General features: G+C 53.6%; 24 protein-coding genes and 2 pseudogenes. 14 read left to right on the forward strand and 12 right to left on the reverse strand.

What is annotated here, in order from left to right; translation table 11 throughout:
• Positions 1-91: 91 nt before the first annotated feature.
• Positions 92-544 carry a MarR family winged helix-turn-helix transcriptional regulator gene (locus tag O1723_RS11395; protein WP_014883687.1) on the reverse strand — a complete coding sequence of 151 codons (453 nt, stop codon included), beginning with the start codon at positions 542-544 and terminating at the stop codon, positions 92-94.
• A gap of 71 nt (positions 545-615) precedes the next feature.
• Between O1723_RS11395 and O1723_RS11400 the strand changes: the two genes are divergently transcribed.
• Together O1723_RS11400 and uspF are read left to right on the forward strand one after the other, a co-directional pair.
• Positions 616-906: a DUF1330 domain-containing protein gene (locus O1723_RS11400; RefSeq protein WP_014883686.1), complete on the forward strand. Its 291-nt coding sequence runs from the start codon at positions 616-618 to the stop codon at positions 904-906.
• Positions 907-1,051: 145 nt separating this feature from the next.
• A complete protein-coding gene (uspF, locus tag O1723_RS11405) occupies positions 1,052-1,486 on the forward strand; it encodes a universal stress protein UspF (protein ID WP_014883685.1) in 435 nt (144 codons plus the stop codon).
• 78 nt (positions 1,487-1,564) lie between these two features.
• Here the strand turns inward: uspF and O1723_RS11410 are convergent, their stop codons facing one another.
• A complete protein-coding gene (locus tag O1723_RS11410) occupies positions 1,565-4,135 on the reverse strand; it encodes a bifunctional diguanylate cyclase/phosphodiesterase (RefSeq protein WP_014883684.1) in 2,571 nt (856 codons plus the stop codon).
• Between the two features lie 297 nt (positions 4,136-4,432).
• Positions 4,433-6,466, reverse strand: coding sequence for a peptidyl-dipeptidase Dcp (gene dcp, locus O1723_RS11415; RefSeq protein ID WP_014883683.1), 2,034 nt, complete (start codon positions 6,464-6,466; stop codon positions 4,433-4,435).
• A 142-nt stretch (positions 6,467-6,608) separates the two neighbouring features.
• Here dcp and ydfG point away from each other — a divergent pair, with 142 nt between their 5' ends.
• On the forward strand, positions 6,609-7,355 hold the full coding sequence (ydfG, locus tag O1723_RS11420) for a bifunctional NADP-dependent 3-hydroxy acid dehydrogenase/3-hydroxypropionate dehydrogenase YdfG (protein ID WP_014883682.1): 747 nt from the start codon (positions 6,609-6,611) through the stop codon (positions 7,353-7,355).
• Between the two features lie 91 nt (positions 7,356-7,446).
• Positions 7,447-8,133 carry a GntR family transcriptional regulator gene (locus O1723_RS11425; protein ID WP_014883681.1) on the forward strand — a complete coding sequence of 229 codons (687 nt, stop codon included), beginning with the start codon at positions 7,447-7,449 and terminating at the stop codon, positions 8,131-8,133.
• Positions 8,134-8,167: 34 nt separating this feature from the next.
• On the opposite strand, the gene O1723_RS11430 is transcribed toward O1723_RS11425, so the two are convergent.
• Entirely contained in the window at positions 8,168-8,599 is a 432-nt protein-coding gene (locus O1723_RS11430) for a universal stress protein (protein WP_014883680.1), read from the reverse strand.
• A gap of 288 nt (positions 8,600-8,887) precedes the next feature.
• Here O1723_RS11430 and ydfZ point away from each other — a divergent pair, with 288 nt between their 5' ends.
• Positions 8,888-9,091: a putative selenium delivery protein YdfZ gene (gene ydfZ, locus O1723_RS11435; RefSeq protein ID WP_014883679.1), complete on the forward strand. Its 204-nt coding sequence runs from the start codon at positions 8,888-8,890 to the stop codon at positions 9,089-9,091.
• A 43-nt stretch (positions 9,092-9,134) separates the two neighbouring features.
• Here the strand turns inward: ydfZ and O1723_RS11440 are convergent, their stop codons facing one another.
• From O1723_RS11440 to O1723_RS11460, 5 genes are all read right to left on the reverse strand, one after another.
• Positions 9,135-10,598: a mannitol dehydrogenase family protein gene (locus O1723_RS11440; RefSeq protein WP_014883678.1), complete on the reverse strand. Its 1,464-nt coding sequence runs from the start codon at positions 10,596-10,598 to the stop codon at positions 9,135-9,137.
• 219 nt (positions 10,599-10,817) lie between these two features.
• Positions 10,818-12,185, reverse strand: coding sequence for an MFS transporter (locus O1723_RS11445; protein WP_014883677.1), 1,368 nt, complete (start codon positions 12,183-12,185; stop codon positions 10,818-10,820).
• Positions 12,186-12,255: 70 nt separating this feature from the next.
• Positions 12,256-13,278, reverse strand: a complete 1,023-nt coding sequence (locus O1723_RS11450) for a Zn-dependent oxidoreductase (protein ID WP_248190542.1) — start codon at positions 13,276-13,278, stop codon at positions 12,256-12,258.
• 14 nt (positions 13,279-13,292) lie between these two features.
• A complete protein-coding gene (gene rspA / locus O1723_RS11455; protein WP_014883675.1) occupies positions 13,293-14,507 on the reverse strand; it encodes a starvation-sensing protein RspA in 1,215 nt (404 codons plus the stop codon).
• A gap of 110 nt (positions 14,508-14,617) precedes the next feature.
• Positions 14,618-14,944: a YnfA family protein gene (locus O1723_RS11460; RefSeq protein WP_014883674.1), complete on the reverse strand. Its 327-nt coding sequence runs from the start codon at positions 14,942-14,944 to the stop codon at positions 14,618-14,620.
• Between the two features lie 152 nt (positions 14,945-15,096).
• On the opposite strand from O1723_RS11460, the gene O1723_RS11465 reads away from it, so the two are divergent.
• The gene (locus O1723_RS11465) at positions 15,097-15,435 is read left to right on the forward strand and encodes a DUF1283 family protein (RefSeq protein WP_008502414.1); all 339 of its coding nucleotides are present in this window, start codon (positions 15,097-15,099) and stop codon (positions 15,433-15,435) included.
• Complete coding sequence (gene speG / locus O1723_RS11470; RefSeq protein WP_014883673.1) at positions 15,435-15,995, forward strand: spermidine N1-acetyltransferase; 561 nt, start codon at positions 15,435-15,437, stop codon at positions 15,993-15,995. The genes O1723_RS11465 and speG overlap by 1 nt, the downstream gene beginning before the upstream one ends.
• Before the next feature lie 100 nt (positions 15,996-16,095).
• Here speG and O1723_RS11475 read toward each other — a convergent pair whose 3' ends face one another.
• Positions 16,096-16,806 carry a YnfC family lipoprotein gene (locus tag O1723_RS11475; protein ID WP_014883672.1) on the reverse strand — a complete coding sequence of 237 codons (711 nt, stop codon included), beginning with the start codon at positions 16,804-16,806 and terminating at the stop codon, positions 16,096-16,098.
• A 106-nt stretch (positions 16,807-16,912) separates the two neighbouring features.
• Here O1723_RS11475 and O1723_RS11480 point away from each other — a divergent pair, with 106 nt between their 5' ends.
• From O1723_RS11480 to O1723_RS11500, 5 genes are all read left to right on the forward strand, one after another.
• A complete protein-coding gene (locus O1723_RS11480; protein ID WP_014883671.1) occupies positions 16,913-17,206 on the forward strand; it encodes a DUF1161 domain-containing protein in 294 nt (97 codons plus the stop codon).
• 131 nt (positions 17,207-17,337) lie between these two features.
• Positions 17,338-19,776, forward strand: coding sequence for a selenate/tellurate reductase subunit YnfE (gene ynfE / locus O1723_RS11485; RefSeq protein WP_248190539.1), 2,439 nt, complete (start codon positions 17,338-17,340; stop codon positions 19,774-19,776).
• Positions 19,777-19,869: 93 nt separating this feature from the next.
• A complete protein-coding gene (gene dmsD, locus O1723_RS11490; RefSeq protein WP_014883669.1) occupies positions 19,870-20,484 on the forward strand; it encodes a Tat proofreading chaperone DmsD in 615 nt (204 codons plus the stop codon).
• A gap of 438 nt (positions 20,485-20,922) precedes the next feature.
• A complete protein-coding gene (gene asd, locus O1723_RS11495; RefSeq protein ID WP_023338279.1) occupies positions 20,923-22,041 on the forward strand; it encodes an aspartate-semialdehyde dehydrogenase in 1,119 nt (372 codons plus the stop codon).
• 149 nt (positions 22,042-22,190) lie between these two features.
• Positions 22,191-22,415, forward strand: a complete 225-nt coding sequence (locus O1723_RS11500; protein ID WP_071847083.1) for a hypothetical protein — start codon at positions 22,191-22,193, stop codon at positions 22,413-22,415.
• Between the two features lies 1 nt (position 22,416).
• Here the strand turns inward: O1723_RS11500 and O1723_RS11505 are convergent.
• A pseudogene (locus tag O1723_RS11505) lies at positions 22,417-22,698 on the reverse strand (MipA/OmpV family protein); the annotation flags it as partial.
• Positions 22,699-22,743: 45 nt separating this feature from the next.
• Here O1723_RS11505 and O1723_RS11510 point away from each other — a divergent pair.
• A pseudogene (locus O1723_RS11510) lies at positions 22,744-22,956 on the forward strand (sensor histidine kinase); the annotation flags it as partial.
• Between the two features lie 198 nt (positions 22,957-23,154).
• Positions 23,155-23,634, forward strand: coding sequence for an efflux pump transcriptional repressor OqxR (gene oqxR, locus O1723_RS11515; RefSeq protein WP_023330297.1), 480 nt, complete (start codon positions 23,155-23,157; stop codon positions 23,632-23,634).
• A gap of 66 nt (positions 23,635-23,700) precedes the next feature.
• On the opposite strand, the gene oqxB is transcribed toward oqxR, so the two are convergent.
• Positions 23,701-26,853, reverse strand: coding sequence for a multidrug efflux RND transporter permease subunit OqxB (gene oqxB, locus O1723_RS11520; RefSeq protein WP_014883649.1), 3,153 nt, complete (start codon positions 26,851-26,853; stop codon positions 23,701-23,703).
• Between the last annotated feature and the right edge of the window lie 11 nt (positions 26,854-26,864).

Here is a 26,864-nt window from a genome sequence, read left to right on the forward strand (position 1 = left end):
AGGGTCGCCTGAAAAAATTAAAACGTAGTATACCCGGCATTGCGCGGTTTGATACGTCGCGTTACAGGTACGGATTGTCGTGCAGTTCGCGTCATAACGAAGCGGTGGCTTTGCCCAGGCTTCTCATCATATTCGTCGTCATGCTAAGTTGTTCGCTCCCCATTCGATGGGACAGTTCTTCCATAGCTGCCTTCCATACCGGAATGACCTGTTCGAGCAGGCTCCAGCCCTCTGCTGTGAGGGTGAGTCGTTTACCGGCACGCCCCCGGCCTCCCACCGCGTCGATAATGCCGCGGGACACCATACTACCTATATTTCGACTCAGCGTGGTGGCATCTACCCCCGCCCTTGCGGCCAGTTCTGTAACGGTTTCATTGGGTGCACCTCCGATCCCAACCAAAAGACTGAACTGCTCTGCGGTCAGACCAAACGGTCTTAAGCAGGCGTTGTAATAGCGTGTAATAGCCCGGGCAGTGGCTCGCGCCTGAAACACAGGACAGACTTCCGGAATGGTCTTCAGCAGCGCCACATCGATGTTGTTCATCTTTTCATCTCGACAATCAATACAATCTCAAATACTGTATATACACTATTAATCAGATTTGAGGAAAAGTGATGCCCGCATTCGTCCACATCAACTTACGTATTATTGACCCTGCGCGACAGGCCAGCCTTGCCCCCCGCTTCACATTAGCGTTAGAGGAAGCGGGAGGGAAAATTGTGCATTTTGGTTCGGTTGCAGAAGTACTCGAAGGCGATGAAGCCCCGTTACCCTATGCTGGCATTTTTGAATTCCCGACTTTAGATCAGGCGCTTGCTTTCTATCATTCAGAAAAGTATGCGCCGATTAAGGCTGAACGCCAGCTAGCCCAGCAGGCCAGGATGTTCATCGTCACGACAGGCTGAACGCGTCATTGACCCCATGCCGGGAACGTTCGCCTGTATAGCTATCACAGAACCGAAATTTGTCTCCGTTATGACAACCTGCTCTCTGTTTTCCTGGAATTAACGGTCTAACCTGAATTGTGTAAAAAACACTCAGGAGGGACACATGTACAATTCAATTTTGGTTCCAATTGATATTTCCGAAGATAGCCTGACGCATATGGTGATTCCTTTCGTTCAGGCTCATACCGCACTTAACACAGCTAAAGTCCATTTTCTTACGGTCATTCCTTCGCTACCTTATTATTCTTCTTTAGGCCTGGCCTACTCCGTGGAGATGCCGAAGATAAAAGAGTTCCAGCATACGGCTTTAGAAAAACTGGATGAAATCGTTAAGCAATTTAAAATTCCGCCAGAAAAAGTGCAGACGCACGCCGTTACGGGATCGCCAAAAGATCAGATCCTTAAACTCGCGGACACCATCGGCGCCGACCTGATCATCATCGCCTCCCATAAACCGGACATATCAACGTATCTGTTAGGTTCAAATGCGGCGGCAGTGGTGCGCCACGCAAAATGCCCTGTGCTGGTCGTAAGATAAAAAACCGGGCGAAAAGCCCGGTTTTTTTTTCGCTGACGCTTCCCTGTTTCAGGGGGCGCGGAAGATGCAAAAACGCGTTTATGTATTCACCAGGTTGCCGTTTAAATTGAGATCGGCAATGGCGACGGGTTTTCCAAGTAAATACCCCTGAACTTCATCACACTTATTTTTTTTAAGAAAAGCCAGCTGTTCGCTGGTCTCCACTCCTTCAGCGGTCACTTCCATGGAATAGGCTTTACCCAAATCGATTATCTTCTCGACTACCGATTGGTTCTGTGGCGAATCCGCTAAGGTAAAAATAAAGCTTTTATCGAGCTTTAGCCCATCAAACTGAAACTTTCGAAGATAGCTCAGAGAGGCATAGCCGGTACCGAAATCATCGATCAGAATCCGTACGCCCATTTTTTTGAGGGCTTTCATGGTGTGCAACGTTTTTTCTGGATCGGAAAGCGTGACATTTTCAGTCACTTCTATTTCCAGCCTGGTGGGTTCAAGTCCCGTTTCGTGAAGAATTTCTTTTACTCTTTCAGCCAGATCGCTCGCCTGGAATTCAATAGCCGAAATGTTGACTGATACCGATAACCCTGGCAATTGATCTTTGGCCTCCGTACACGCTTTACGAATGACCCAGTTGCTGAGGCTAATAATCAGCCCTGTTTCTTCAGCCAACGGGATAAACTGATCGGGCATCATGGTTCCTCGATCAGGGTGTTGCCACCGGACCAGCGCTTCGACGGCATCTGTTTTCGAATATCGGAGGTTATAACGCGGTTGATAAACCAGATAGAGTTGGTCTTCGCGAATGGCGGTCTTCAGCTCCAGTTCGAGTTTTCTGCGTTCGGTCAGCTTTTCCGACATATCCTGGCGATAATAGACCCATCGGTTTCTCCCGGATTGTTTTGCCTGGTAAAGCGCAATGTCAGCATAGCGCAGAAGATCGTTTGCGCTGTTGCCGTCTTGTGGGGCCAGTGCAATCCCCATGCTTACCCCTATTGTCACATCATTGCCATCAATGGTGAAAGGACGGTTGAGTTCTGACACGATGCGCTGGCACACCTCTTCAATCTGGTCCGTCTGGCTGGTGTTACCGAGGAGCAGCATAAATTCATCCCCGCCCTGTCGTGCAACAAAATCACCGCTCCGAATACAGCTTTTAAGACGTAAGGCGACTTCGCCAAGCAGAGCGTCGCCGGTGGAATGCCCAAAAATGTCATTGACGGGTTTGAACTTGTCCAGATCCAGGCAAATCATTGCAAAGGGATAATTATTGACGCCTTCATTCGCTAACCGGCCCGCCAGAAACTCCTTAATATGATACCGGTTTGGAAGCCCCGTTAATTCATCATGCCGTGACAGAAATTCCACACGTTTAGTTGCTTCCACTTCCAGAGAGACATCTGTTGCCGCGCCCCGTAAAACCACCGAACCATCAGGCTGAGAAGAAAATTTAGCCAGAAGCGTGCAGTAGGACGTGGATTGCTGATAGTTAATATAAGGGCAATTCTTAAATTCGAAGCGTCCAGTTAATTCCCGGTGGCGGACACGATCATGAAGTAAGTGACTTGTCGACGGAAAGAGCTCATCCAGCCTGCGGCCTATCCATTGACTATGTTCATATCCCGTTACCGTTGAGAAACGACCTGATAGCCATGTAATCTTTAACGATAAGTCAGTTTCCCAGAACCAGTCGCTGGTTGTTTCACTGACATCCCTGAATCGTTTTTCACTGGTGATAAGATTCAATCGTGCCTGCTCAAGGAGAAAGGCATTTTCGTCATGAATTCTCGCCTTGTGCATAATATGACGCATAAGGATCACCGTCATCGATATTGTCAGCAGTACGGAAAGAATGAGTAATGGCAGGAAATAAACGATCAGCGCCTGGCCAGGATTTTCACTGTCCCATAAAATATGCACATCACCATTTGGCGTGCTTATGGTCAATGACGTCTGATTATTAACTTCATTGGGTGAAATGCGAACATTTTTGATGGCGGCATCATGCCCAATCGCAAGGAGTTTTTTAGCCGTTAATTTGTCGACAAACACCATGACTGAAGGCCTGCCCGGTAACGGTTGCACACTCGAATCATCACCCGTTGTTATCCATTCAGCAGAAACAATGGCCGGTATGCCGTCGATAAGCGTTAGCATAGACACCGGCAATCCCTTTTTTCTGCTCAGTTCACTGAGTAAACGGTCTTTTGTGGATTGACCCAACCAACGCTCCAGATCTTCAGGTATCCGTTTCCCGGAAATCACGCTGTAGCGCGTGGCGCCTTCCGGAGAGAGAACAAACACCCCCTCATAGCCAAAGTTATCATACAGAGACTTGCCAAGATTCTGCTTATCCCATGCCCAGTGCATGTCAACATTCTGATGAAGATGTTTGTAGGCATCCCCCCACTCCGCATAGTCTTTCAAATGGCTACGGATGCTCTCCTGTCGGGTATCTAACGCTTTTCTTAGTAAGAAATCATCATGCGAATCGCTGATTTCATTAACATTATTTTTTATTATCAACAAAGAAATTATTGCCGCCGCAAAAATAGCGATCAGCAACGTTACAACATAGGTAAAGGTTTTATTTATCAGCCTCTTAGAATGCTCAGCATCCGTAAAGCCAGGAGTGGTCAGAGGTAGGGTCATCTTTCGCCTTCTTAACTGCTATAACGTCGATTTTTTTGTTATCCTCATTTATCGGCATAAAAGGGCAAAAATTTAGAATTAAAAAAGACATTTGAAAGAAGATTTTATTTCTTACAAGCCAGATCAAATTATTAACAGTTCTCGAATGTAGAGCTTTGTCTCTGTTAATAAAAAATCCTTTTATCGGCGCGTTCAATTTCACCGGTTATCTTTCAAAAGCATGCTAAAATATCGCTGATTAAAGGGTATAAAAAACCGGGCTTCACGCCCGGTTCTTTTTTTCAGCCCAAATGGACACTATTCACTTAACCCACGATTCTCCAGCATCGGTTCAATCCTCGGATCGTGCCCGCGCCAGCTCCGGTAAAGTTCACCTAAATCAGTGCTGTTCCCGCGCGACAAAATCGCCTCGCGGAATTTCTGTCCGTTTTCACGCGTCAACCCGCCCTGCTCGACAAACCACTGATAGCCATCGTCTGCCAGCATTTGCGTCCACAGGTAGGCGTAATACCCCGCCGCATAGCCACCGCCGAAGATATGGGAAAAATAGCTGCTGCGATAACGCGGGGGTACCGCGGGCAGGTCCAGCCCCTCTTTTTTCAACGCTGCCGTTTCAAAGGCTTCAACGTCAGATACGGCTTCACTGATGGCGTGCCAGTTCATGTCCAGCAATGCCGCACCCAGCAGCTCCGTCATGTCATAACCCTTGTTGAAATGGGTCGCGTTGAGCATGCTTTCCCGCAGCGCATCCGGCATCGGTTCACCGGTTTCGTAGTGACGGGCGTAGCGGGTAAATACCTGAGGATGGCTGGCCCAGTGTTCATTGATCTGCGACGGAAATTCAACGAAATCACGCGGCGTATTGGTACCGGACAGCGTGGCGAAGCGCTGGCGGGCAAACAGACCGTGCAGGGTATGCCCAAACTCGTGGAACAGGGTAATTACGTCGTCCCAGGAGAGTAACGCGGTGCCCCCGTTACCCGGTTTTGGGTAGTTACAGACATTGTAGATAACCGGGCGGGCAGAAAACTCAAAAGATTGTTCGACGAAATTGCCCATCCAGGCTCCGCCCTGCTTGGAATCGCGGGCAAAGAAGTCGCCGTAAAACAGCGCCATCCCTTCGCCGGTATGGTCGAAAATTTCCCATACGCGAACGTCCGGATGATAAACCGGAATATCGAAGCGTTCCACGAAGCGGATACCGAACAGCTGGCTGGCCGCCCAGAACACGCCGTCATGCAACACGGTATTGAGCGCAAAGTAGGGCCGGATCTGCGACTCATCAAGCGCATATTTCGCCTGGCGCACGCGCTCGGCATAAAAGGTCCAGTCCCAGGCCTGCACGGTGAAACCGCCCTGCTCGTCATCAATCACTTTCTGAATATCGGCCTGTTCGCGCTCCGCTCGGGCACGGGCGGCAGGCACAATGCCGCGCATAAAGGCCAGCGCGGCGTCGGGGGTTTTCGCCATCTGGTCGGCAATACTCCAGCTGGCGTAATCCTCAAAGCCGAGCAGGCGAGCCTGACGCGCACGGAGCGCCGTCAGACGCAGGATCAGCGCGCGGGTATCGTTTTCATCCCCTTTCTGGGTACGCGTCCAGCCTGCGTTGAACAGGTTTTCACGCGTCTGCCGATTCCGCAGCGCAGAGAGCGCAGGTTGTTGAGTCGTATTCAGCAGCGAGATCAGCCAGCGGTCGTTAAGCCCTTTTTCCGCGGCCGCCTGCGCGGCGGCGGCGATCTCTTCTGCACTGAGCCCCTCAAGCTGATGCGCATAATCCACCACCAGCCCACCCGCTTTATCGGCGGAAAGCAGACGCTGGTTAAACTGGCTGGTCAGGGAGGCTGCCTCGGTGTTCAGCGCCTTCAGCTCGGCTTTTTCTGTCTCATTCAGACGCGCACCGGCCAGAATAAACCGCTGGTACGTCTCCTCGACCAGCCGACGGGACTCGGCATCCAGCGCACCGCGATCTTGCCAGACGCTCTCAACGCGGGCGAAAAGTGTGTCATTCAGCCAGATGTCATTCGCCAGCGCGGCAAGTTCAGTGGAAAACTGCTCCTCTAACTCTTGCAGGTACGGATTGGTATGCGCAGAGGTCATGGCGAAAAAGACGCTGCTGACGCGCGAGAGCATAACGCCGCTTTTCTCCAGCGCCAGCACGGTATTATTGAAGTCTGGCGCGGCGGTTTGCGAGACAATCGCATCAATGTCCGCCCGCTTCTGACGCAGCGCTTCATCGAACGCCGGACGATAGTGACTGTCGTTAATCTGATCAAAATGGGGTGCCTGGTAAGGCAACAGACTGATTTCAAAAAAAGGATTCGTGGCCGTCATCTTTCACTCCTCAGAACGGATATCTTCCCAGAGTAGGCCAGGCCGCCATCACCTGCAATGCTGTCATACAAATGTTGCCTTAACGCACCCTCTGCGGCCGTGCTATGTTAGTACAACACAAAAAGCGTTGAGGAACAGTGAGATGATTATTTTAGTTACCGGGGCAACGGCGGGTTTTGGTGAATGCATCACGCGTCGCTTCGTCGCCAACGGGCACAAGGTGATTGCAACGGGCCGTCGTCAGGAGCGCCTGCAGGAGCTGAAAGACGAATTAGGTGACAGCATCCTGACCGCACAGCTGGACGTGCGCAACCGCGCAGCCATTGAAGAGATGATTGCTAACCTGCCTGCCGAGTGGCGCGCGATTGATCTGCTGGTCAACAACGCCGGACTGGCGCTGGGCATGGAGCCCGCGCACAAAGCCAGCGTTGAAGACTGGGAAAACATGATCGACACCAACAACAAAGGGCTGGTCTATATGACTCGCGCGGTGTTGCCGGGCATGGTTGAGCGTAATCGCGGTCACATTATCAATATTGGTTCTACCGCCGGGAGCTGGCCTTACGCGGGCGGCAACGTCTATGGTGCGACCAAAGCGTTTGTCCGTCAGTTCAGCCTGAACCTGCGCACCGATCTGCACGGCACCGCCATTCGCGTTACCGATATCGAGCCGGGTCTGGTGGGCGGCACCGAATTCTCCAACGTGCGCTTCAAGGGTGACGATGCGAAAGCGGATAAAACCTACGAAAATGCTAACGCGCTGACGCCGGAAGATGTCACTGAAGCGGTCTGGTGGGTGGCGACGCTGCCTAAGCACGTCAACATCAATACCGTAGAAATGATGCCAGTCACCCAGAGTTTTGCCGGACTTAACGTCCATCGTGGCTAAATAAGCCCCACCCGGCCTGCGGGCCGGGTCTGTTTCGGGTTCGAAAAGAATGGTAGTATGTTCAGGCTAACTCTCTGAGAAATGACAACTCATGGCCGCTGAATCGCAACTCAATCCCACCCAGCCCGTAAACCAGCAAATCTATCGCATTTTGCGACGTGATATTGTCCATTGCCTGATTCCGCCGGGAACGCCGCTTTCTGAAAAAGAGGTCTCGGTGCGTTTTGACGTCTCCCGTCAGCCGGTGCGTGAAGCGTTCATTAAGCTTGCTGAAAACGGCCTGATTCAGATCCGCCCGCAGCGCGGCAGCTACGTAAACAAAATTTCACTTTCTCAGGTGCGTAACGGCTGTTTCGTTCGCCAGGCCATTGAATGCGCGGTCGCCCGCCGGGCGGCAACGCTTATCAATGACAACCAGTGTTACCTGTTGGAGCAGAACCTGCATCAGCAGCGTATAGCGATCGACCGTAAGCAGCTCAACGATTTCTTCCAGCTCGATGATGAATTCCACCAGAAACTGGCACAAATAGCGGATTGTCAGTTGGCCTGGGATACCATTGAGAACATCAAGGCCACCATCGACCGCGTGCGTTATATGAGCCTCGATCATGTCTCCCCGCCGGAAATGCTGCTCAGACAGCATCACGATATTTTTAGCGCGCTGGAAAAACGCGACCCGGACGGCGTGGAGAAAGCGATGACGCTGCATTTGCAGGAAATCAGCGAATCCGTGCAGCTTATTCGTCAGGAAAACAGCGAGTGGTTTAGCGAGGAATAATATTCGCCGCACCCTGTTGGGCACGGCGTTGGGTTTAGCGAACGACTAACACCGGAATCGTGGCGTAGCGCAGAATGGATTCCGCATTCGATCCCAGCAGATGGGTGGTGATGCTCGGGTTTTTCGACCCGATGACAATCGCATCGTATTTCCCCTCCTTGCTCAGCTTGATAATTTCATCGCGAACGTTGCCAAAACGAACCATGCTGTGAATATTCTCTGGGGCAATATCAAACAGTCTTTTTAATTCGTTCATTTTCTTCGCGGATTCCGCGGTCATATACTCTTCAAACTTTTTGATATCGGCATTGAACCCGCGCAGGAGAGACCGACTGCTTGCAGGCAGAATGTTGACCAGGGTAATTGATGCCCCCTCTGCCTTTGCAAGGCTTGCCGCGTGGCGAACCGCTTTGTCGCTCAAATCCATTTCAAACACATCTACAGGCATCAAAATGTTCTTATACATAAGCCTGACTCCTTATTCCGATGAAAGGGTTATTTCCTGTACCCAGAATGGCAGCAGGAATATAAACCAACCCTAAACGCTTCCATGTTGAAACTATCAATAAATGAAAATAACGGTCTGCTTTGTAAATTGCTGTCGCGAACCGTCAGCACCTCATGTCATTAAGAAAAAAGTGTGACTTTGATCAAAAACAAAAACATCACTTGCAGACAGGCGTATTTATATGCCCCGTGAACGGTGAAACCTGAAATACCGCCGTAACGGATAAGTTAGAGAGGAGAAAATACCATGATGACATACGACCGTAACCGCAATGCAATTACCACTGGCAGCCGCGTGATGATTAGCGGCACAGGCAAAACTGGCGTGATTAAAGCGATCCACAGCGACGGGCTGGATGCCGCGCAGGTGCGCCGCAGCAAAACGGTGGAAGTGGAAGGATGCGAAGGTAAGTTCGAGCCGATTGAGCTGATTCGTCTGGGTATGCACTAAGTTGTGCGCTGACATGCCGCCGCGCACGGCGGCATGTACTGAATTACCGTTGAGACGCGTACTGCGCCACGGTAGCTTTCGCGCCCTTTTGCACCAAAGACCGGTACGCGGTCATCACAGCATCAACAAAGACGGTCTCACGCGGTAATTCTTTGCCAAAGATAGACTCAATGCCGAGCAGCGCACGCACGCGGCTTTCCCCTTCAGCACTTCCCTTCACTGCCTCCTGAATCACCGCCAGCTGCGGATCGCTCACCTCGATGGCATTACCCTGTTCATCCACTCCGCCGACATAGCGCATCCAGCCCGCCACGCCCAGCGCCAGCAGGGGGAAAGGTTTCTGATGCACCAGATGCCAGCGCACGGAATCTAACATGCGTTGCGGGAGCTTCTGGCTGCCGTCCATCGCGATTTGCCAGGTGCGATGACGCAGAGCCAGGTTGCTGTAGCGGGCAATCAGCAGATCGGCGTAATGTCCTAAATCGACGCCTTTCACCTTCAGGGTCGGCGCCTGCTCGTGGAGCATCAGCGCGTGAGCCGCAACGCGGTAATTCTCATCTTCCATGCAGTCGTTGATATGCTGATAACCGGCCAGATACCCCAGGTAAGCCAGGAAGGAGTGGCTGCCGTTAAGCATGCGCAGCTTCATCTCTTCAAACGGAATGACGTCTGATACCAGCTCGGCCCCGGCTTTTTCCCACGCAGGACGCCCCGCCACAAAGTTATCTTCGATCACCCACTGGCGGAAGGGTTCACAGGCCACGCCCGCCGGATCACGCACGCCAGTGAGCTGTTCGATTTTATCCAGCGTATCAGGCGTGACCGCAGGTACGATGCGATCCACCATGGTTGACGGGAACGTGACGTTAGCCTCGATCCAGTCCGCCAGCTCGCCGTCTACCGCCCGGGCATAGGAGCAGGTTACGTTGCGCATCACATGACCGTTTTCCGGCATGTTGTCGCAGGACATCACGCTAAAGGCCGGTAACCCCGCCGCTTTGCGACGCGCCAGCGCTTCCACCACCACACCCGGTGCGGACGTCGGCTGATGCGGGTTTTGCAGGTCGGCGGCGATGAATGGATGATCGAGCATCAGTTGCCCGGTTGCGGGAGAGTGACAGTAGCCCTTCTCGGTAATGGTCAGTGAAACAATCGCCACCTGCGGTTCGCACATCGCTGCCAGTACGGTCTCCAGCCCGTCAACCTGCGCATGCAGGGCCTTTTTGACCACGCCCACCACGCGGGATGTCCACGCATCGGCGGACATCTCCGCTACGGTATAGAGATTATCCTGCGCCTTCAGGTCGGCAATTTGCTGCTCGCCGCCAATCAGGTTGACCTCACAGTAGCCCCAGTCGCTGCCATAATCAGACGCGAGGATGTCGGCATACACCGCCTGATGCGCGCGGTGAAAAGCGCCAAATCCTAAATGAACAATGCGTGCTTTAAGGCTGTCGCGATTGTACTGAGGCAGCGTCGCTTTGGCCTGTAATAACGTGTTTTCCATGATTAAGACTCGTTAATTAGAAAGCTGTGGATCGCTGCCGCTTGTTATAAAGCGGCAGCGTCTGCTGACTACACCAACTAGAATGGCAGTTGGGGTAAAAAATCTCTGCCATCCACCATACTGATACTGCCATTTGAGATTTTGATTTATATTAACTTTTGTTCAGGTGGTGTGACACAAAGGCAAGGTTGTGTGACAAGTCACGCAGGCTGTATACCATTACCGCCGTGACGATACCGTGCCGTAGGCCACAGGCTCTTTTGGCGTGGCCTCCGCAGCATCTTCCGCTGCGCTCAAATCACGATCCCGCACTTCGGGCATCAGGCAGGCCGAGACCAGACCAATCACTGAGTAAGCCACCAGCATGGCCACAATCGGCCACCAGGAACCGGTCATGTTACAGAAGATCCCCGCCAGCACCGGACCAAACCCCACCGCCACCAGACCGCCCGCCTCTTTGGAGATAGCCATCCGGGTAAAGCGATTTCGCGAGCCAAACATCTCCGCCATGGTGATATTTTCCAGCGCAAACAGCCCCAGTACCGCGAAATTATGGATAACGATGATGGAGAGCATAATGGTTCCCGGCGCATAGCTTTTATCGACGATGATCGACAGCATCGGGTACGCCAGAATAATGGCGGAAATATTAAGGATAATGTACGGCAGACGGCGTCCCACTTTATCGGACAGCCAGCCCAGCAGCGGGATAGAGATAAACCCAAGAATGGAGCTTATCATCAGCGCGTCGGTGGGAATGGCTTTATCGAACAGGAGAGTCTGGACCAGATAACCGGCCAGAAACGTCTGAATCAGACCCGAGTTGCCCGCCTGACCGAAACGCAGACCGGTCGCCAGCCAGAAAGATTTACTTTTCACCATGGCACCTAACGATGTGTCCGGCTGCGCGGTTTGAGCATCGTTCACTTTCTCAAAGACCGGGCTTTCCTTGAGGTTCATACGCAGCCAGATGGCAAAGATCATCACCACGACGCTGGCGAGGAACGGCACGCGCCAGCCCCAGGCGAGCAGCTGTTCGCGGTCGAGGGCAAAGAACATAACGGCCCAGATAGCGGTCGCGCTCAGCGTCCCGCAGTTAGTCCCCATCGCCACCAGCGACGAGATGATGCCACGTTTACCTTTCGGTGCGTACTCCGCCAGCATGGTCCCGGCCCCGGAGATCTCTGCCCCTGCCCCGAGTCCCTGAATGATGCGCAGCGTCACCAGCAGTACGGGCGCGAAAATCCCGATCTGTGCGTAGGTGGGCAGCACACCAATCAGCGTGGTGCAGATCCCCATCATGGTGATGGTGATAAACAGTACCTTTTTACGGCCAATGCTGTCGCCCATGCGACCAAAAATAAAGGCGCCGACGATACGCGCGATATAGCCTGCGCCGTAGGTTCCCATCGCCAGGATCAGTGCCATCGCAGCGGACTGTTCCGGGAAGAAGATTTCATGAAATACCAGGGCGGCCCCCAGCGAGTAGAGCTGGAAATCCATGAACTCCAGCGCGGTGCCCAGCCAGCCTGAAACGGCGGCTTTCACCAGATCGGAGGTGGTTCTTTGAGGTTGTGCTTGCGTCATAATGGCTATCTCTGAAAGGTAAGATGCGTACCACATAGAGCCCGTCTTCGCGGGCTCTTCACCGCGTGAATTATTCTGGGTTGAACGTGAGCAGGACCTTGCAGCACTGCCTCTGGTCTTTCTCAAACAGTTCAATGGCGTCTGTTACATGGTGATAGTCAAAGGTATGGGTGATCAGTTTTTCCGGGTCGATCAGTCCTTTTGTCAGCCAGTCGATGACGACCGGGAATTTATTGGCGTTCAGGCGCGAGGAGAAAATCGCCAGCTCTTTGCCGGTGATGCCCTGCTGAACAATCTGGCTCGGTTCGCTGGAGAAGCCCATCAGCACGATGCGCGCCGCCGGCGAGGCCAGGGTTATCGCTTCCTGTAAAATGGACGGATGACAGGCGGCATCAATGATTAACGTCGGTTTGATGCCTTTTTCGTCCAGCGCGGCCTGCAACGACTGCTCGCCGTTATTAAAGACCCAGTCCGCGCCGCTGCGCTGGGCCATTGCCAGGCGTTCGTCTATGCGGTCAACCACAATCACCTGTTTCACCTTATAGACGCCCTTCAGCGCCTGCACGGTGACCAGCCCCATCGGGCCTGCGCCGTAGATCAGCGCCACGTCCTGTTCCCCAGGGTTGGCCTGCCCCGTCACGTTGGCGGCAATGGTAAATGGCTCAACCATGACGGCGTGTTTATCCGGGATCGCATCCGGGATGCGCCAGACATTTTTTGCGGGTACCGTTGCATATTCGCTGAAACCGCCGTCGCGGTGAACGCCCAGCACCACCAGCGAGGTGCAGACGTTTGGTTTTCCGACGGAGCACGGGTAGCAGTGTCCGCAGCTGATCACCGGGTCAACCGACACGCGTTCTCCTGACCGGGACGGATCCACGCCCTCGCCAACGGCATCGATCACGCCAAAAAACTCGTGGCCAATCACGCGCGGATACTTCGCAAACGGGTTATGGCCGCGGTAGATGTGGCTGTCCGAACCGCAGATCCCGGCGAGTGTGATTTTGACGCGCACTTCGCCTGCACCTGGCTGCGGGCTTGGACGCGCTTCAATGACCAGCTGGTTCGGCTGTTGAATGACTATGCTTTTCATCGTTCGCTCCTCGTTTACCAATTCCACAGCGTACCGTCTTCAAGACGTGCCACCGGCAGGTACGCCGGATCGTACGGGTATTTCGCCGCCAGCTTCTCGTCAAACTCAATGCCCAGCCCTGGCTTGTCACCCGGGTGCATATAGCCGTTATCAAAGCGCCAGCTGTGCGGGAAGACGTCGAGCATTTGTTCGGAATAGCCCATATATTCCTGCACGCCAAAGTTCGGTACCCACAGGTCAAAATGCAGCGCGGCGGCATGACACACCGGCGACAGATCCGACGGGCCGTGCGAACCGGTACGTACCTGGTAGAGCGACGCAAAGTCAGCGATGCGACGCATGCCGGTGATGCCGCCCGCATGCGTGATTGTGGTGCGGATATAGTCGATAAGCTGCTCTTCGATAAGCTGCTTGCAGTCCCAGATGCTGTTAAACACCTCGCCCACCGCAATGGGCGTGACGGTGTGCTGGCGAATAAGACGGAAGCAGGCCTGGTTTTCGGCAGGCGTGGGATCTTCCATCCAGAACATGCGGAAGTCTTCGATGCTCTTACCGAAGCGCGCCGCCTCAATGGGCGTCAGACGGTGGTGCATATCGTGCAGGAGGTGTTCATTGAAGCCAAATTTACTGCGCACCGCGTCGAACAGTTTGGGTGTGAAATCGAGGTATTTCTCGGTCGACCAGAGCTGCTCTTCCGGCCAGTCGCCTTTGGTGGCAGGCTCGTAGGCCAGCCCTTTTCCTTTCGACATGCCGTAGGTAGTTTTCATACCCGGCACACCGCACTGCACGCGGATCGCCTTGAAGCCCATCTCTTTATGACGCGCGTAATCTTCCAGCACGTCGTCAATGGTGTGACCGGTCGTGTGGCAGTAGACCATCACGCCTTCACGGGAGGCGCCGCCCAGCAGCTGGTAGAGCGGCATATTGGCCGCTTTGGCTTTGATGTCCCAGAGCGCCATATCAACGGCGGAGATGGCCGACATGGTCACCGGTCCGCGACGCCAGTAGGCGCCTTTATAGAAGAATTGCCAGATATCTTCGATACGGTGCGCGTCGCGGCCAATTAACTGCGGGCAGAGGTGATCCTTCAGGTACGAAGCGACGGAAAGCTCGCGTCCGTTCAGCGTAGCGTCACCGAGGCCGACAATCCCGTCATCGGTGGTGATTTTAAGGGTGACAAAGTTCCGCCCCGGGCAGGTAACAAACACGTCAGCCGCGACAATCTTCATAATTCCTTTCCTTACATCGTTCGTTGTGATGTCGGAAATTTACTCAATTGCAATACTACCATACAAGTATAATGATCATAAAATCAGCTGGCGATCACAAAACCAGGGGCTCAGGCCCGCCCCCATCCCGCCACGATAATCAGCATCCCGCACAGGGCAATTAGCGCGCCGGCCCAGTCATATGCGCTAAGCCTGACGCCGTCCACCACGCGTAACCACAGTAGCGCGCTACAGACATATACACCGCCGTAGGCCGCGTAGACGCGCCCACTTGCCGCCGGATGCAGCGTTAAGAGCCAGACAAACAGGGCCAGCGCGACGCCCGCCGGGATTAGCAATAATGCGCTACCTCCCTTCTTCAGCCAGAGCCAGGGCAGGAAGCAACCGATGATTTCGCAGAGCGCGGTGGCAAAAAAAAGCAGCGTGGTTTTGAGCATATTTCACTTCAGGTGAGGATTTATTTAAACATCATACCCGATGATGGCGATAACTTTTCCATACCTGCGCTGCGGGTATGCCGTCTTTTCGCTTTGGTGTAGAATCTGTAAGGGGTTACTTGATTATCTGCACCCATTTAAAAGGAAACGCTATGACAACATTAAGCAAACGCCTTTGTCTGACAGCCCTGCTGGCGCTGTCATCGTTCGCTTTTGCCGCCTCTGCGACAGCGGAAACCAGCAAACTCATTATTGAGTCTGGTGACAGCGCGCAAAGCCGCCAGAACGCCGCCATGGACAAAGAACAATGGAATGACACCCGTAGCCTTCGTCAGAAGGTCAACAAACGCGCTGAAAAAGAGTGGGATAAAGAAGATGTCGCTTTTGACGCACGCGATAAGTGTCAGCAAAGTGCAAACGTCAATGCCTACTGGGAGCCTAACACCCTGCGCTGCCTGGACCGCCGCACTGGCCGTACGGTAGCCCCATAATGTCGGCTTCGTGTGACGTTAAGCTCCGTCCGCTGGAGCGTGAAGACCTGCGCTTTGTCCATCAGCTCGACAACAACGCCAGCGTGATGCGCTACTGGTTCGAAGAGCCTTACGAGGCCTTTGTCGAGCTGTCGGATCTGTACGACAAACACATTCACGATCAAAGTGAACGTCGTTTTGTGGTGGAGTGTGGCGGCGAAAAAGCCGGGCTGGTGGAGCTGGTTGAAATCAACCACGTTCACCGTCGGGCAGAGTTCCAGATCATCATTTCGCCTGAGCACCAGGGGAAAGGTCTGGCCTCACGTGCGGCGAAGCTGGCGATGGATTACGGATTCAACGTTCTGAATCTCTACAAACTGTACCTGATTGTGGACAAAGAGAACGAGAAAGCGATCCATATCTACCGCAAGCTGGGCTTTATGGTGGAAGGCGAGCTGATTCACGAGTTCTTTATCAACGGTGAATACCGCAATACCATCCGCATGTGCATCTTCCAGCATCAGCACCTGGCCGGGCATAAACCCTCAGGCGCCAGCCTGCTGAAACCAACCGCGCAGTGAGTTTGATGACAACCCCTGTCATCAACAATTGCGCCGTCTTCCTTGCCGGGTGGCGCTGCGCTTACCCGGCCTACATTGTGCAATAATATCAATACATTGCTCAGTAGTATTCAATCGTGTTTTTGATGGTGTACTTGCGCTCAACGGCGGGCTTGACGCTGTCATCGGTGATGATCAGATCGCAGCTCACCGGATTGTTGTGTCGATCGTAGTCGCAGCTCTGCTTCACGTTACCCAGCGGCTTGTCGTTTAACAAACTCACTGCCGAGTAATCCATCCTTTTGCGTACGTCTTTAGACGGTGTCGACTGGACAGACAGATGCTGATCCCCGGAGACGGTGGTTTTGCCCAACGGGTAACCATCGGCATCATAGCGGTATTTCACTTCCATCTCTTTGCCGTGCGCCGCCACCACGAAACCGTTATCGTCGGTATCCCACGTCACCCCGGCTGACGGCAGTTCGGCCAGCTGGCATTTCCCCTGCAGCTTCACTTTGCGCTGCTGGGTTTCGGCATCAATGTAGTAATTCGCATCCAGCACCAGCGCCACGCCGGTGTTGGCCTCCAGGTCGTGCAGTTCCAGCGTATCGAAACACCCTTCTGTCGACACGGTGCCCGTCACCCGTTTAGACACTTCGCCCTTCTCGTTGAACAGCGTCTGGGTAAAGTCTTTAACCGGGCCGCGCAGGGGGTCAAAATCAAATTCGTTCGAGAAACTCGCCATCTCCGGCGTAAACGACAGCGGTGCGGAGTTGTTGTCACACCCCACGAGAGTGGCTGCCAGGAGCGTTATCGCTGCATATTTCTTCACATTGATTACCGTACAGAGAGATTATTCCCAATCATATTAGCAAATACAGTTGTTTACACGAAGCCTGCTAAAATTAATGTCTACACACAGAGAAAAGGAGCGACAGATGAAACGGTTACCCTGGATTACCGCCCTGCTGTTAATGAGTGCTTCAACGGCCGCCCTGGCGGCACCCGATTCCTGCGAGCGCGTGAAAAGCGATATTCAGCAGAAGATCATCAACAACGGCGTGCCGGAGTCAGGATTCACGCTGAACATTGTGCCGAACGATCAGGCCGATCAGCCGGACGCACAGGTGGTAGGCCATTGTGCCAACGACACCTTTAAAATTCTCTACACCCGCACACGGAGCGGAGCGGCATCCGCCAGTCAGGATAATGCGCCAACTGAACCGCAGTAATTTCCCCTCAATCCCCTTTGATTTGATAAGGATTAATATTTACTACCCCTAAATCAGTAACACTCACCCCACCATTAGCCCGGTTATCATTTCGGGAAAAATAATACGCAATTACATTGGTGGGGTGAGCCATGTCCGATATCGAACATCACGGCGGGATTAGCCGTCGAACACTCGTGAAATCTACGGCGATAGGATCGCTGGCGTTCGCCGCCGGTAGCGTCTCATTGCCTTTTGGCGTGAAACGCGTTGCCGCCGCAGTGCAAAGCGCCACGAAACCTGCTGACGATAAAGTCGTCTGGGGCGCCTGCTCGGTTAACTGTGGCAGCCGCTGCGCATTGCGTCTGCACGTCCGCGACGATGAGGTGTACTGGGTCGAAACGGATAACACCGGCGAGGATATCTACGGCAATCACCAGGTTCGCGCCTGCCTGCGCGGACGTTCTATTCGCCGTCGCATCAACCACCCTGACCGTCTGAACTACCCGATGAAGCGCGTGGGCAAACGCGGTGAAGGCAAGTTCGAGCGTATCAGCTGGGATGAAGCGCTCAACACCATCACCGCCAGCCTGAAAGACGTGGTCGCCAGATACGGCAATGAAGCGGTGTACATCAACTACTCCTCCGGGATTGTCGGCGGCAATATTACCCGCTCCTCCCCTTACGCGTCGCTGGTGGCGCGCCTGATGAACTGCTACGGCGGTTTCCTGAGCCACTACGGCACCTACAGCACGGCGCAAATCGCCTGTGCAATGCCTTACACCTACGGCAGCAATGATGGTAACAGCACCTCGGATATCGAAAACACCAAACTGGTGGTGATGTTCGGCAACAACCCGGCGGAAACGCGCATGAGCGGGGGCGGGATTACCTATTATCTTGAGCAGGCTCGCGAGCGGTCCAACGCGCGTATGATTGTCATCGATCCGCGCTATACCGACACGGCAGCCGGACGTGAAGATGAATGGATCCCGATTCGTCCAGGGACCGATGCCGCGCTGGTGGCCGGTCTGGCATGGGTAATGATTAACGAAAATCTGGTCGACCAGTCTTTCCTCGACAAGTACTGCGTCGGCTACGACGAAAAAACGCTGCCGGAAGGCGCGCCGGCTAACGCGCACTACAAAGCGTATATTCTCGGCCAGGGCGATGACGGAACGGCGAAAACCCCGGAGTGGGCCTCGCGCATTACGGGCATACCGGCCAATCGCATCGTTAAGCTTGACCGGGAAATCGGTTCTGCGAAGCCAGCCTATATCTGCCAGGGCTGGGGTCCACAGCGTCAGGCGAACGGCGAATTGACGTCCCGCGCCATCGCGATGCTGCCGATCCTGACCGGCAACGTAGGGATCAACGGCGGTAACAGCGGCGCGCGTGAGTCGACGTACACCATCACCATCGAACGGATGCCGCTGCCGGAAAACCCGGTCAAAACGCAGATCTCCTGCTTTAGCTGGACGGACGCCATCGCCCGCGGACCGGAAATGACTGCCCTGCGCGACGGGGTGCGCGGTAAAGATAAGCTGGATGTGCCGATTAAGTTCATCTGGAACTACGCGGGTAATACCATCATCAACCAGCACTCCGATATCAATAAAACCCACGATATCCTGCAGGATGAGAGCAAGTGCGAAATGATTGTCGTCATCGATAATTTCATGACGTCGTCAGCCAAGTATGCCGATATCGTGTTGCCGGATTTAATGACCGTCGAGCAGGAAGATATTATTCCTAACGATTACGCCGGGAACATGGGTTACCTGATTTTTCTCCAGCCCGTCACCGCACCGAAGTTTGAACGCAAGCCCATCTACTGGATCATGAGTGAAGTGGCGAAACGTCTTGGGCCGGATATCCATCAGAAATTCACCGAAGGACGGACGCAAGCGCAATGGCTGCAGTATCTGTATGCCAAAATGCTCGAAAAAGACCCTCAACTGCCGTCCTATGATGAGCTGAAGAAAATGGGCATTTATAAGCGCAAAGATCCGAACGGACACTTTGTGGCGTATAAAAAGTTCCGCGAAAACCCGGAAGCCAATCCGCTGAAAACGCCATCGGGTAAGATTGAAATTTACTCGAGTAAGCTGGCTGAAATTGCAGCGACCTGGGAACTGGCAAAAGACGAAACCATCAGCCCTCTTCCCGTCTATGCCTCAACATTTGACGGTTGGGATGCCCCCGCGCGCGCGCAGTATCCTCTGCAGCTGTTTGGCTTCCATTTCAAAGCCCGTACCCACTCTAGCTACGGTAACGTTGACGTGCTGAAAGCGGCCTGCCGCCAGGAGGTCTGGCTTAATCCTCTCGATGCCGAAAAACGCGGCATTAAGAACGGCGATACGGTGCGCGTGTTTAACGATCGCGGTGAGGTGAGAATTGAAGCGAAAGTCACGCCTCGCATCATGCCCGGCGTGAGTGCCATGGGCCAGGGCGCCTGGCATGACGCCAATATGAATGGCGATCGTATCGACCACGGCTCCTGCATCAACACCCTGACGACCCATCGCCCGTCTCCGCTGGCCAAGGGCAACCCGCAGCACACCAACCTGGTACAGATTGAGAAGGTATAAGGGGTGAAACGGATGGCCGTGGTTTATTCTATGGTGTGTATTACTGATTAACACAGTCGCGCGGGCGTGCCCCGCGCAAGCAAGGAAGGTTTAATGAAAGACGTCTTACAGCGTGAATCGTTCGCGTTCAGCGCCCGGGTGCTGGGCGCGCTGTTTTATTTCGCTCCTGACAGCGAGCAGACTGCGCCCTTGGTACAGGCTCTTATCGCTGGCGAATGGGTTCAGGACTGGCCCCTGTCTCCGGAAACGCTGCAGCCCGTTGCCGATACCTTTGCCACGTCTTCCGATGAGCCGCTGACGGACGCCTGGCAACGGTTGTTTATTGGCCCTTATGCCCTGCCCGCGCCGCCGTGGGGTTCCGTATGGCTGGATCGCGAATCCGTGCTGTTTGGTGACTCAACCCTTGCGCTGCGCCAGTGGATGCGTGAAAACGGCATCGCTTTTGAGATGCAGCAGAACGAACCGGAAGATCATTTCGGTACCCTGCTGCTGCTGGCGGCGTGGCTGATTGAGAATGGCCGCGATTCGGAGTGCGACCAGCTCCTGGCGTGGCACCTGCTGCCGTGGAGTACCCGCTTCCTGTCGGTATTTGTCGACAATGCGGGTCATCCGTTTTACACCGCGCTGGGCAGGCTTGCGCAGCTGACGCTGGCGGACTGGCGATCCGCGCTGGTTATCCCTGTTGCGGAAAAGACGCTGTATCGCTAAGGGATGTGATGAGGTGTTGAGATTGTCCGCTTGCGGTCTTGCTTGTGCCGGAAGCGGATTTTTAAAAAAAGATAACAGATAAACCTCTTCATCCAGGCAGGTGAATTCCTCATTTTTATTTCCTCAACCTTAACCATTCAGAGCCCTTCTTAGCCCTTAATGAAAGCGACGTAATATGTGTGGCTCGTATGTCCGCAATTGTTCTAAATGCTTAACGCTCATTACTTATGTATGACGCGCCAGCCCATGATTATTTATTTAATACCCGGTGAATGTGAATTTTTTGTCTGATTTAGCTATAAAAATCACTGATGCCGTATGAAACATTTTAATAATGATTAAATCTGATGCCATACGTAATGACCTTCAACTTTAGATGCGATATAACGTCCCCCGAACACAAGTTAACAATATCATAACATTACAAAGGTTAAGCAAATGAAGCAGGTTGGCATCGTCGGTTGGCGAGGAATGGTAGGTTCTGTTTTGTTACAGCGAATGGTCGAAGAGAACGACTTCGACGGTATTTCTGTGCATTTTTACAGTACTTCAAGTGCAGGTGTCGCCGGTCCTGTCATTGGTGGCGTCGGCTATACGCTAAAAGATGCTAATTCAATCAATGCCCTGTCCGAAATGGATATCATTATAACCTGTCAGGGCGGTGATTATACTAAAGCAATATATCCTGATTTGATTGATCATGGCTGGAAAGGCTACTGGATTGATGCGGCCTCAGCGTTACGGATGGATGAGAAAGCCTGTATTATTCTCGACCCCGTCAATCGTTCTAATATTGATCGTGCAATCAAAGAAGGAATTAAACTTTTTGTTGGTGGCAACTGCTCCATCACCCTGAGTCTTATGGGGCTTGCTGGACTGATAAAGGCTGACTTAATCGAATGGATGAGCGTAATGACGTATCAGTCTGCATCAGGTGCAGGGGCTAAATATGTTAGAGAATTAATCGCTCAAAGCGCATATATCAGTCAGCATTTATCCTCAGATGAACTCATGTCATCAGGATCGGTGCTTCCTTTAGTCAATAAAGTTAGTGAGCTTATTAACAGTGCTGACATGCCCATCCAGAATTTCGGCGTACCTCTTATGGGCAGCATCATTCCATGGATTGATAGCGATTTAGGCGATGGGAATAGCCGCGAAGAGTGGAAAGGTGAGGCAGAAACGAACAAGATTCTTGGGCTTTCTCCAGGTACAATCCCGGTAAACGGTTTGTGTATTCGTGTCGGCGTGATCCGGTGCCATAGTGCTGCCATCACCCTGAAGCTCAAGCGTGAAGTCAGCGAAAAAGAATTCGCAAGCTTAGTAACGCATTCCCACCCCTGGGTTAACTACGTACCCAATAACAAGGATGAAAGTGTCAGTCGATTGACCCCAGCTTACATCAGCGGTTCGCTGCAAGTTAGCGTTGGCCGTTACAAAAAAATGTCCCTGAATAATGACCCTATTTACTCGGTTCTGACGGTGGGCGATCAGCTATTATGGGGGGCGGCAGAACCGTTGCGCCGGATGTTGAATATTTTGCTTGGCAAAATATAAGTCGAATTTTACGAGTAAAACATCTCGTGACGGAATCACTGCAAATCCACCAGAGCGAAAACGAATATTACCCCTACATTTAGTGGTTGCTATGTGAAGGTAGTTCATCCATCCTGCTTGTAACCGCGGGCAGGACGGAGTCACATTTTGTGGGTAATCCAATCCTTGAGAAAACCATCGTCATCTTTCTTCTCATCTTGTGCATAATCAGTGCATTCAGGGCCAGGAAAAGAAAATGTTCTGACCCCGCTATTGAAGCAGCTGATGCCAGAGAACGCCATGAATGGCGCTATTTCAGATGGGGGTTCCGGACGATACAAGTGGCAGCGACAATATATATCTTTGTTCAGCTGTTTCAGGTATTAATGAGATAAGATACGTCACTTTCAAACTCCCCGTGGGCGACGTTTTTCGTTGCACAATCGGGTTATCGCCTGCCTCTCCCGTCAACTGCGTTACGCCCGCTGCGGCAAGCACGCTCCAGCGGGCGGTGAGCTTGTGGTTCCAGTCAAGATCCATCGACCAGGCGTAAATCCCTGCGCCGGCGTCATGTCGGGCAAACCCCGATGCCGCCGACTGGGCATCGCTCACGCCGTAATACGTTTGCATATACTTGCTGGAGCCCCAACTGCCGGTCAGCGCCAGCGTTACCGCATTTTACGCACACCTGACGATCTCTCCCCCTTAAAAGCCGTACCACAGCACAGTGAGGCGCGCATTGACACCGCGACGGAGTCCGTGCCGCTAACGTCGCTCATACCGGAGCGAATGGCCGAGCTGGAACCGTTAGCCTCAGCGCGCAGAATTGAACTGGAATTCTTCGCCGAGAAGAACATCCGGATTAGCGGCGTCAGGCAAAGTTTGATATCGCTGATAGACAATCTGATTGAAAATGCCGTGAAGTACAGCCCTGAGTGCGTCCGCAGAAGGTGGCCTCCTGGTGACGGTTGCCTTCCCGAACCGCACGTTTAGCTAAACCAGAACAGGGTGTTTGATCGCAAATGCCGCAGATTGCTTCAAAAAAATTACCCTATTTGTTATATTGTTGTTTATTGCTTATTCACCTCTGCGGTGCCAAAAAGAACAAGATTCACCGCGACCCAGGACAGAGAAATGTTAGATTACCGCTTCCCGACAGCTTTGCAGATGGTCCTCAGCGTAGCGATGGCGGAGCAATTAGGTAAACGTTCGACGAGTGGCGTTCTGGCCTACGGCCTGGAAGCCAACCCGAGCTTTATCCGCAAATTGATGGTTCCCCTTACGCGTGACGGAATTATCGTCTCCACGCTTGGCCGCAACGGCTCCATTCATCTTGGGCGCCCGCCGGAAGAGATCACCCTGCGTGACATCTACCTTTCGGTCACTGAAGATAAAAAGCTGTGGGCGTCGCGTCCTGACGTACCGGCTCGCTGTGTGGTCAGCGCTAACGCCTGCTGGTACTTTAAATCGGTATCCGAAGAAGCTGAGCAGGCTTCGCTGGCGGTATTAGCCCGACACACCGTGGCAAGCGCGCTGGAAGAGGTCAAAAAAGCCGATAGCAGCGGCTGCGATCCGGTACCTGAGCTTATGGCCCAGTATAAAGAAACGTTTTAACGGTTGATCTGATGTGAAAAAAAAGCGCCTTACTGTGAAGGCGCTTTTTTGTTTTCTGCAACATCCCTATGCAGGCAGAACCTCCCTTTCCTCTTTACCGCGCGTAACGAATTTACGCAGCGTCACGTAAAACACCGGCGTCAGGAACAGGCCAAACAACGTGACGCCCAGCATCCCGGAGAAGACCGTAATCCCGGTGACACCGCGCACTTCTGCGCCTGCGCCGTGGCCAAGGATCAGCGGAATGGTTCCGGCGATGAAGGCAATGGAGGTCATCACAATCGGGCGTAAACGCAGGCGGCAGGCCTCCAGCGCGGCTTCCATGATACCTTTGCCCTGAATTTCCAGCTCGCGGGCAAACTCCACGATAAGAATCGCGTTTTTACACGCCAGCCCCATCAGTACCACCAGCCCTACCTGCACGAACACATTGTTATCGCCACCGGTCAGCCAGACGCCAAACAGCGCGGACAACATTGTCATCGGCACGATAAGGATCACCGCCAGCGGCAGCGTCCAGCTTTCATACAGTGCCGCCAGCACCAGGAAGGCCAGCAGCACCGCAACCGGGAAGACGATCAGCGCCGTATTACCTTGTGTCGCCTGCTGGAAGCTCAGATCCGTCCATTCAATATTCATTCCGTTCGGCAATATCTGCTTAGACATACCTTCCAGCTGCGTCATCGCCTGGGCGGACGAGAGTACGCGCGGGTCGGCATCGCCAATCAGGTCAGCCGCCGGGTAGCCATTGTAGCGGATCACCGGATCCGGCCCGTAGGTGGTGCTGATCTTAACCATACTGCCAATCGGCACCATTTCACCCTGGTTATTACGGGTACGTAAGTTCGCAATATCCTCCACGCTCTCGCGGTACGGTCCGTCGGCCTGCGCCATTACACGCCAGGTACGCCCGAACTGGTTGAAGTCATTCACATAAGACGAGCCCAGATAGGTTTGCAGCGTACCGAACAGATCGGTCAGCGACACGCCCTGCGCTTTCGCCTTGTCACGGTCAACCTGCACGTCCAGCTGTGGAACGTTGGCCTGGTAGGTCGAGATCGGGAAATGCATCCCCGGCGTCTGCATAATCGCACCGGACATGGTATTCACCGCGTTCTGCAATGCGCCATAGCCAAGACCGGCACGATCCTGAATGTACAGGGAATAGCCCGACCCCTGCCCCAGCCCCAAAATCGGCGGCGGCAGAATGGAGAAGCCAAAGCCCTGCTGGATTTGCGCAATTTTCGCGTTGATTTCAGCGTTAATTTCCGCAGCACTGTGTTTACGCTGGTCGAACGGCTTCAGGCCAAAGAAGACCGTCCCGGTGTTCGGCGTATTGGTGAACTGCAGCGCATTCAGACCCGGGAAAGCAACCGCATAGTCCACGCCTTCGGTATTCATCCCGATTTCGCTCATTTTGCGGATCACCGCATCAGTACGCGCCAGCGACGAGCCTTCGGGCATTTTCACGCCACCAATCAGGTACAGCTTATCCTGTGTCGGAATAAAGCCACCGGGAACCGCTTTAAACATGACGCCTGCGGCACACAGCAGCAGCAGATACACCACAAACACCGCGCCACGTCGGCCGAGCGTTTTACCCACCAGCCCCTGATAGCCAGTCGAGCTACGATGGAAAAAGCGGTTAAACGGTCGGAAAATCCAGCCGAACAGACGATCGATAAGCCGGGTCGGGAAATCTTTCGGTGCGCCGTGCGGTTTTAACAGCAGAGCAGCCAGCGCTGGCGAGAGCGTCAGCGAGTTGATAGCGGAGATCACCGTCGAAATGGCAATCGTTACCGCAAACTGTTTGTAGAACTGGCCGGTGACGCCAGAAAGGAACGCCATCGGCACAAACACCGCGCACAATACCAGCGCAATCGCGATAATCGGCCCGGACACTTCACGCATCGCCTGATGCGCCGCCGCAAGCGGAGCAAGCCCCTCTTCGATATTTCGCTCGACGTTTTCCACCACCACGATGGCATCATCCACCACGATACCGATAGCCAATACCAGCCCGAACAAACTCAGGGTATTAAGCGAAAAGCCCAGCAGGTAGAGAACGCTGAACGTCCCCACGACCGAAACCGGCACCGCGATCAGCGGAATGATCGACGCACGCCAGGTTTGCAGGAAGAGGATCACTACCAGTACGACCAGCACTACCGCTTCCAGCAGCGTTTGCACCACCGCACGGATGGAATCGCGCACGAATACCGTCGGATCGTAAGGTGCCGCCCACTTCATATCTTCCGGGAAACGGGTGGACAGTTCCGCCATTTTAGCGCGCACCGCGTTAGACAGATCGATGGCGTTTGCGCCAGGAGACTGGAAGATACCGATCCCGACCGCGTCTTTATTGTTAAGCTGCGAACGCAACGCATAGCTGCCCGATCCCATTTCAATACGCGCCACGTCGCGCAGGCGTACCAGCGACCCGTCCTGAGACGTTTTGAGAATGATATTGCCAAACTCTTCTTCGGTATGCAGACGCCCCTGGGCGTTAATGGAGATCAGGAAATCGCTCTCCTTCGGCAGCGGCTCGGCGCCCAGCTGCCCGGCCGAAACCTGCACGTTTTGCTCCTGCATCGCCGTGACGACATCCGAGGCGGTCAGCCCGCGCGCCGCTACTTTATTGGGATCCAGCCAGACGCGCATCGCGTATTCGCCTGAGCCAAAAATCTGGATCTGGCCGACACCGGGCAGACGCGCCAGTTCGTCCTTCACTTTCAGCGTGGCGTAGTTGCGCATATACAGAGAGTCGTATTTACCGCCAGGCGAAAACAGATGCACCACCAGGGTCAGCGTAGGAGACTGTTTCTGCGTCGTGATGCCCAGACGGCGCACATCCTCCGGCAGACGCGCCTCGGCCTGCGCCACGCGGTTTTGTACCTGAACCTGCGCCTGATCCGGGTCGGTTCCAGGACGGAAAGTGACGGTCGTCACCAGCACGCCATCAGAACCCGCGACGGATTTCATGTACATCATGTTCTCAACGCCGTTGATCGCCTCTTCCAGCGGCGTTGCCACGGTCTCAGCAATCACTTTCGGGTTGGCGCCCGGGTACTCCGCGCGCACCTGTACGCTTGGCGGTACGACATCAGGGTATTCGCTCACCGGCAACAGCGGGATGGCGATTAATCCTGTGATAAAAATCAGAATCGACAGGACGGCAGCGAAAATCGGCCTGTCGATAAAAAAGCGGGAAAAGTCCATGGGTAGGATTC

The organism is Enterobacter cloacae complex sp. HYC080_NIDB (assembly GCF_056673325.1).

What these genes read in the sequence shown, in the direction of transcription:
- O1723_RS11410 (WP_014883684.1), bottom strand. Translation starts at nt 4,135, where the DNA reads ATGACCCTACCTCTGACCACTCCTGGCTTTACGGATGCTGAGCATTCT.
- O1723_RS11425 (WP_014883681.1), top strand. Translation starts at nt 7,447, where the DNA reads ATGGCCGCTGAATCGCAACTCAATCCCACCCAGCCCGTAAACCAGCAA.
- dcp (WP_014883683.1), bottom strand. Translation starts at nt 6,466, where the DNA reads ATGACGGCCACGAATCCTTTTTTTGAAATCAGTCTGTTGCCTTACCAG.
- O1723_RS11445 (WP_014883677.1), bottom strand. Translation starts at nt 12,185, where the DNA reads ATGACGCAAGCACAACCTCAAAGAACCACCTCCGATCTGGTGAAAGCC.
- O1723_RS11440 (WP_014883678.1), bottom strand. Translation starts at nt 10,598, where the DNA reads ATGGAAAACACGTTATTACAGGCCAAAGCGACGCTGCCTCAGTACAAT.
- dmsD (WP_014883669.1), top strand. Translation starts at nt 19,870, where the DNA reads ATGAAAGACGTCTTACAGCGTGAATCGTTCGCGTTCAGCGCCCGGGTG.
- uspF (WP_014883685.1), top strand. Translation starts at nt 1,052, where the DNA reads ATGTACAATTCAATTTTGGTTCCAATTGATATTTCCGAAGATAGCCTG.
- speG (WP_014883673.1), top strand. Translation starts at nt 15,435, where the DNA reads ATGTCGGCTTCGTGTGACGTTAAGCTCCGTCCGCTGGAGCGTGAAGAC.
- O1723_RS11400 (WP_014883686.1), top strand. Translation starts at nt 616, where the DNA reads ATGCCCGCATTCGTCCACATCAACTTACGTATTATTGACCCTGCGCGA.
- oqxB (WP_014883649.1), bottom strand. Translation starts at nt 26,853, where the DNA reads ATGGACTTTTCCCGCTTTTTTATCGACAGGCCGATTTTCGCTGCCGTC.
- rspA (WP_014883675.1), bottom strand. Translation starts at nt 14,507, where the DNA reads ATGAAGATTGTCGCGGCTGACGTGTTTGTTACCTGCCCGGGGCGGAAC.
- O1723_RS11395 (WP_014883687.1), bottom strand. Translation starts at nt 544, where the DNA reads ATGAACAACATCGATGTGGCGCTGCTGAAGACCATTCCGGAAGTCTGT.
- ydfZ (WP_014883679.1), top strand. Translation starts at nt 8,888, where the DNA reads ATGATGACATACGACCGTAACCGCAATGCAATTACCACTGGCAGCCGC.
- oqxR (WP_023330297.1), top strand. Translation starts at nt 23,155, where the DNA reads ATGTTAGATTACCGCTTCCCGACAGCTTTGCAGATGGTCCTCAGCGTA.
- asd (WP_023338279.1), top strand. Translation starts at nt 20,923, where the DNA reads ATGAAGCAGGTTGGCATCGTCGGTTGGCGAGGAATGGTAGGTTCTGTT.
- O1723_RS11450 (WP_248190542.1), bottom strand. Translation starts at nt 13,278, where the DNA reads ATGAAAAGCATAGTCATTCAACAGCCGAACCAGCTGGTCATTGAAGCG.
- O1723_RS11460 (WP_014883674.1), bottom strand. Translation starts at nt 14,944, where the DNA reads ATGCTCAAAACCACGCTGCTTTTTTTTGCCACCGCGCTCTGCGAAATC.
- O1723_RS11465 (WP_008502414.1), top strand. Translation starts at nt 15,097, where the DNA reads ATGACAACATTAAGCAAACGCCTTTGTCTGACAGCCCTGCTGGCGCTG.
- ynfE (WP_248190539.1), top strand. Translation starts at nt 17,338, where the DNA reads ATGTCCGATATCGAACATCACGGCGGGATTAGCCGTCGAACACTCGTG.
- O1723_RS11430 (WP_014883680.1), bottom strand. Translation starts at nt 8,599, where the DNA reads ATGTATAAGAACATTTTGATGCCTGTAGATGTGTTTGAAATGGATTTG.
- O1723_RS11480 (WP_014883671.1), top strand. Translation starts at nt 16,913, where the DNA reads ATGAAACGGTTACCCTGGATTACCGCCCTGCTGTTAATGAGTGCTTCA.
- ydfG (WP_014883682.1), top strand. Translation starts at nt 6,609, where the DNA reads ATGATTATTTTAGTTACCGGGGCAACGGCGGGTTTTGGTGAATGCATC.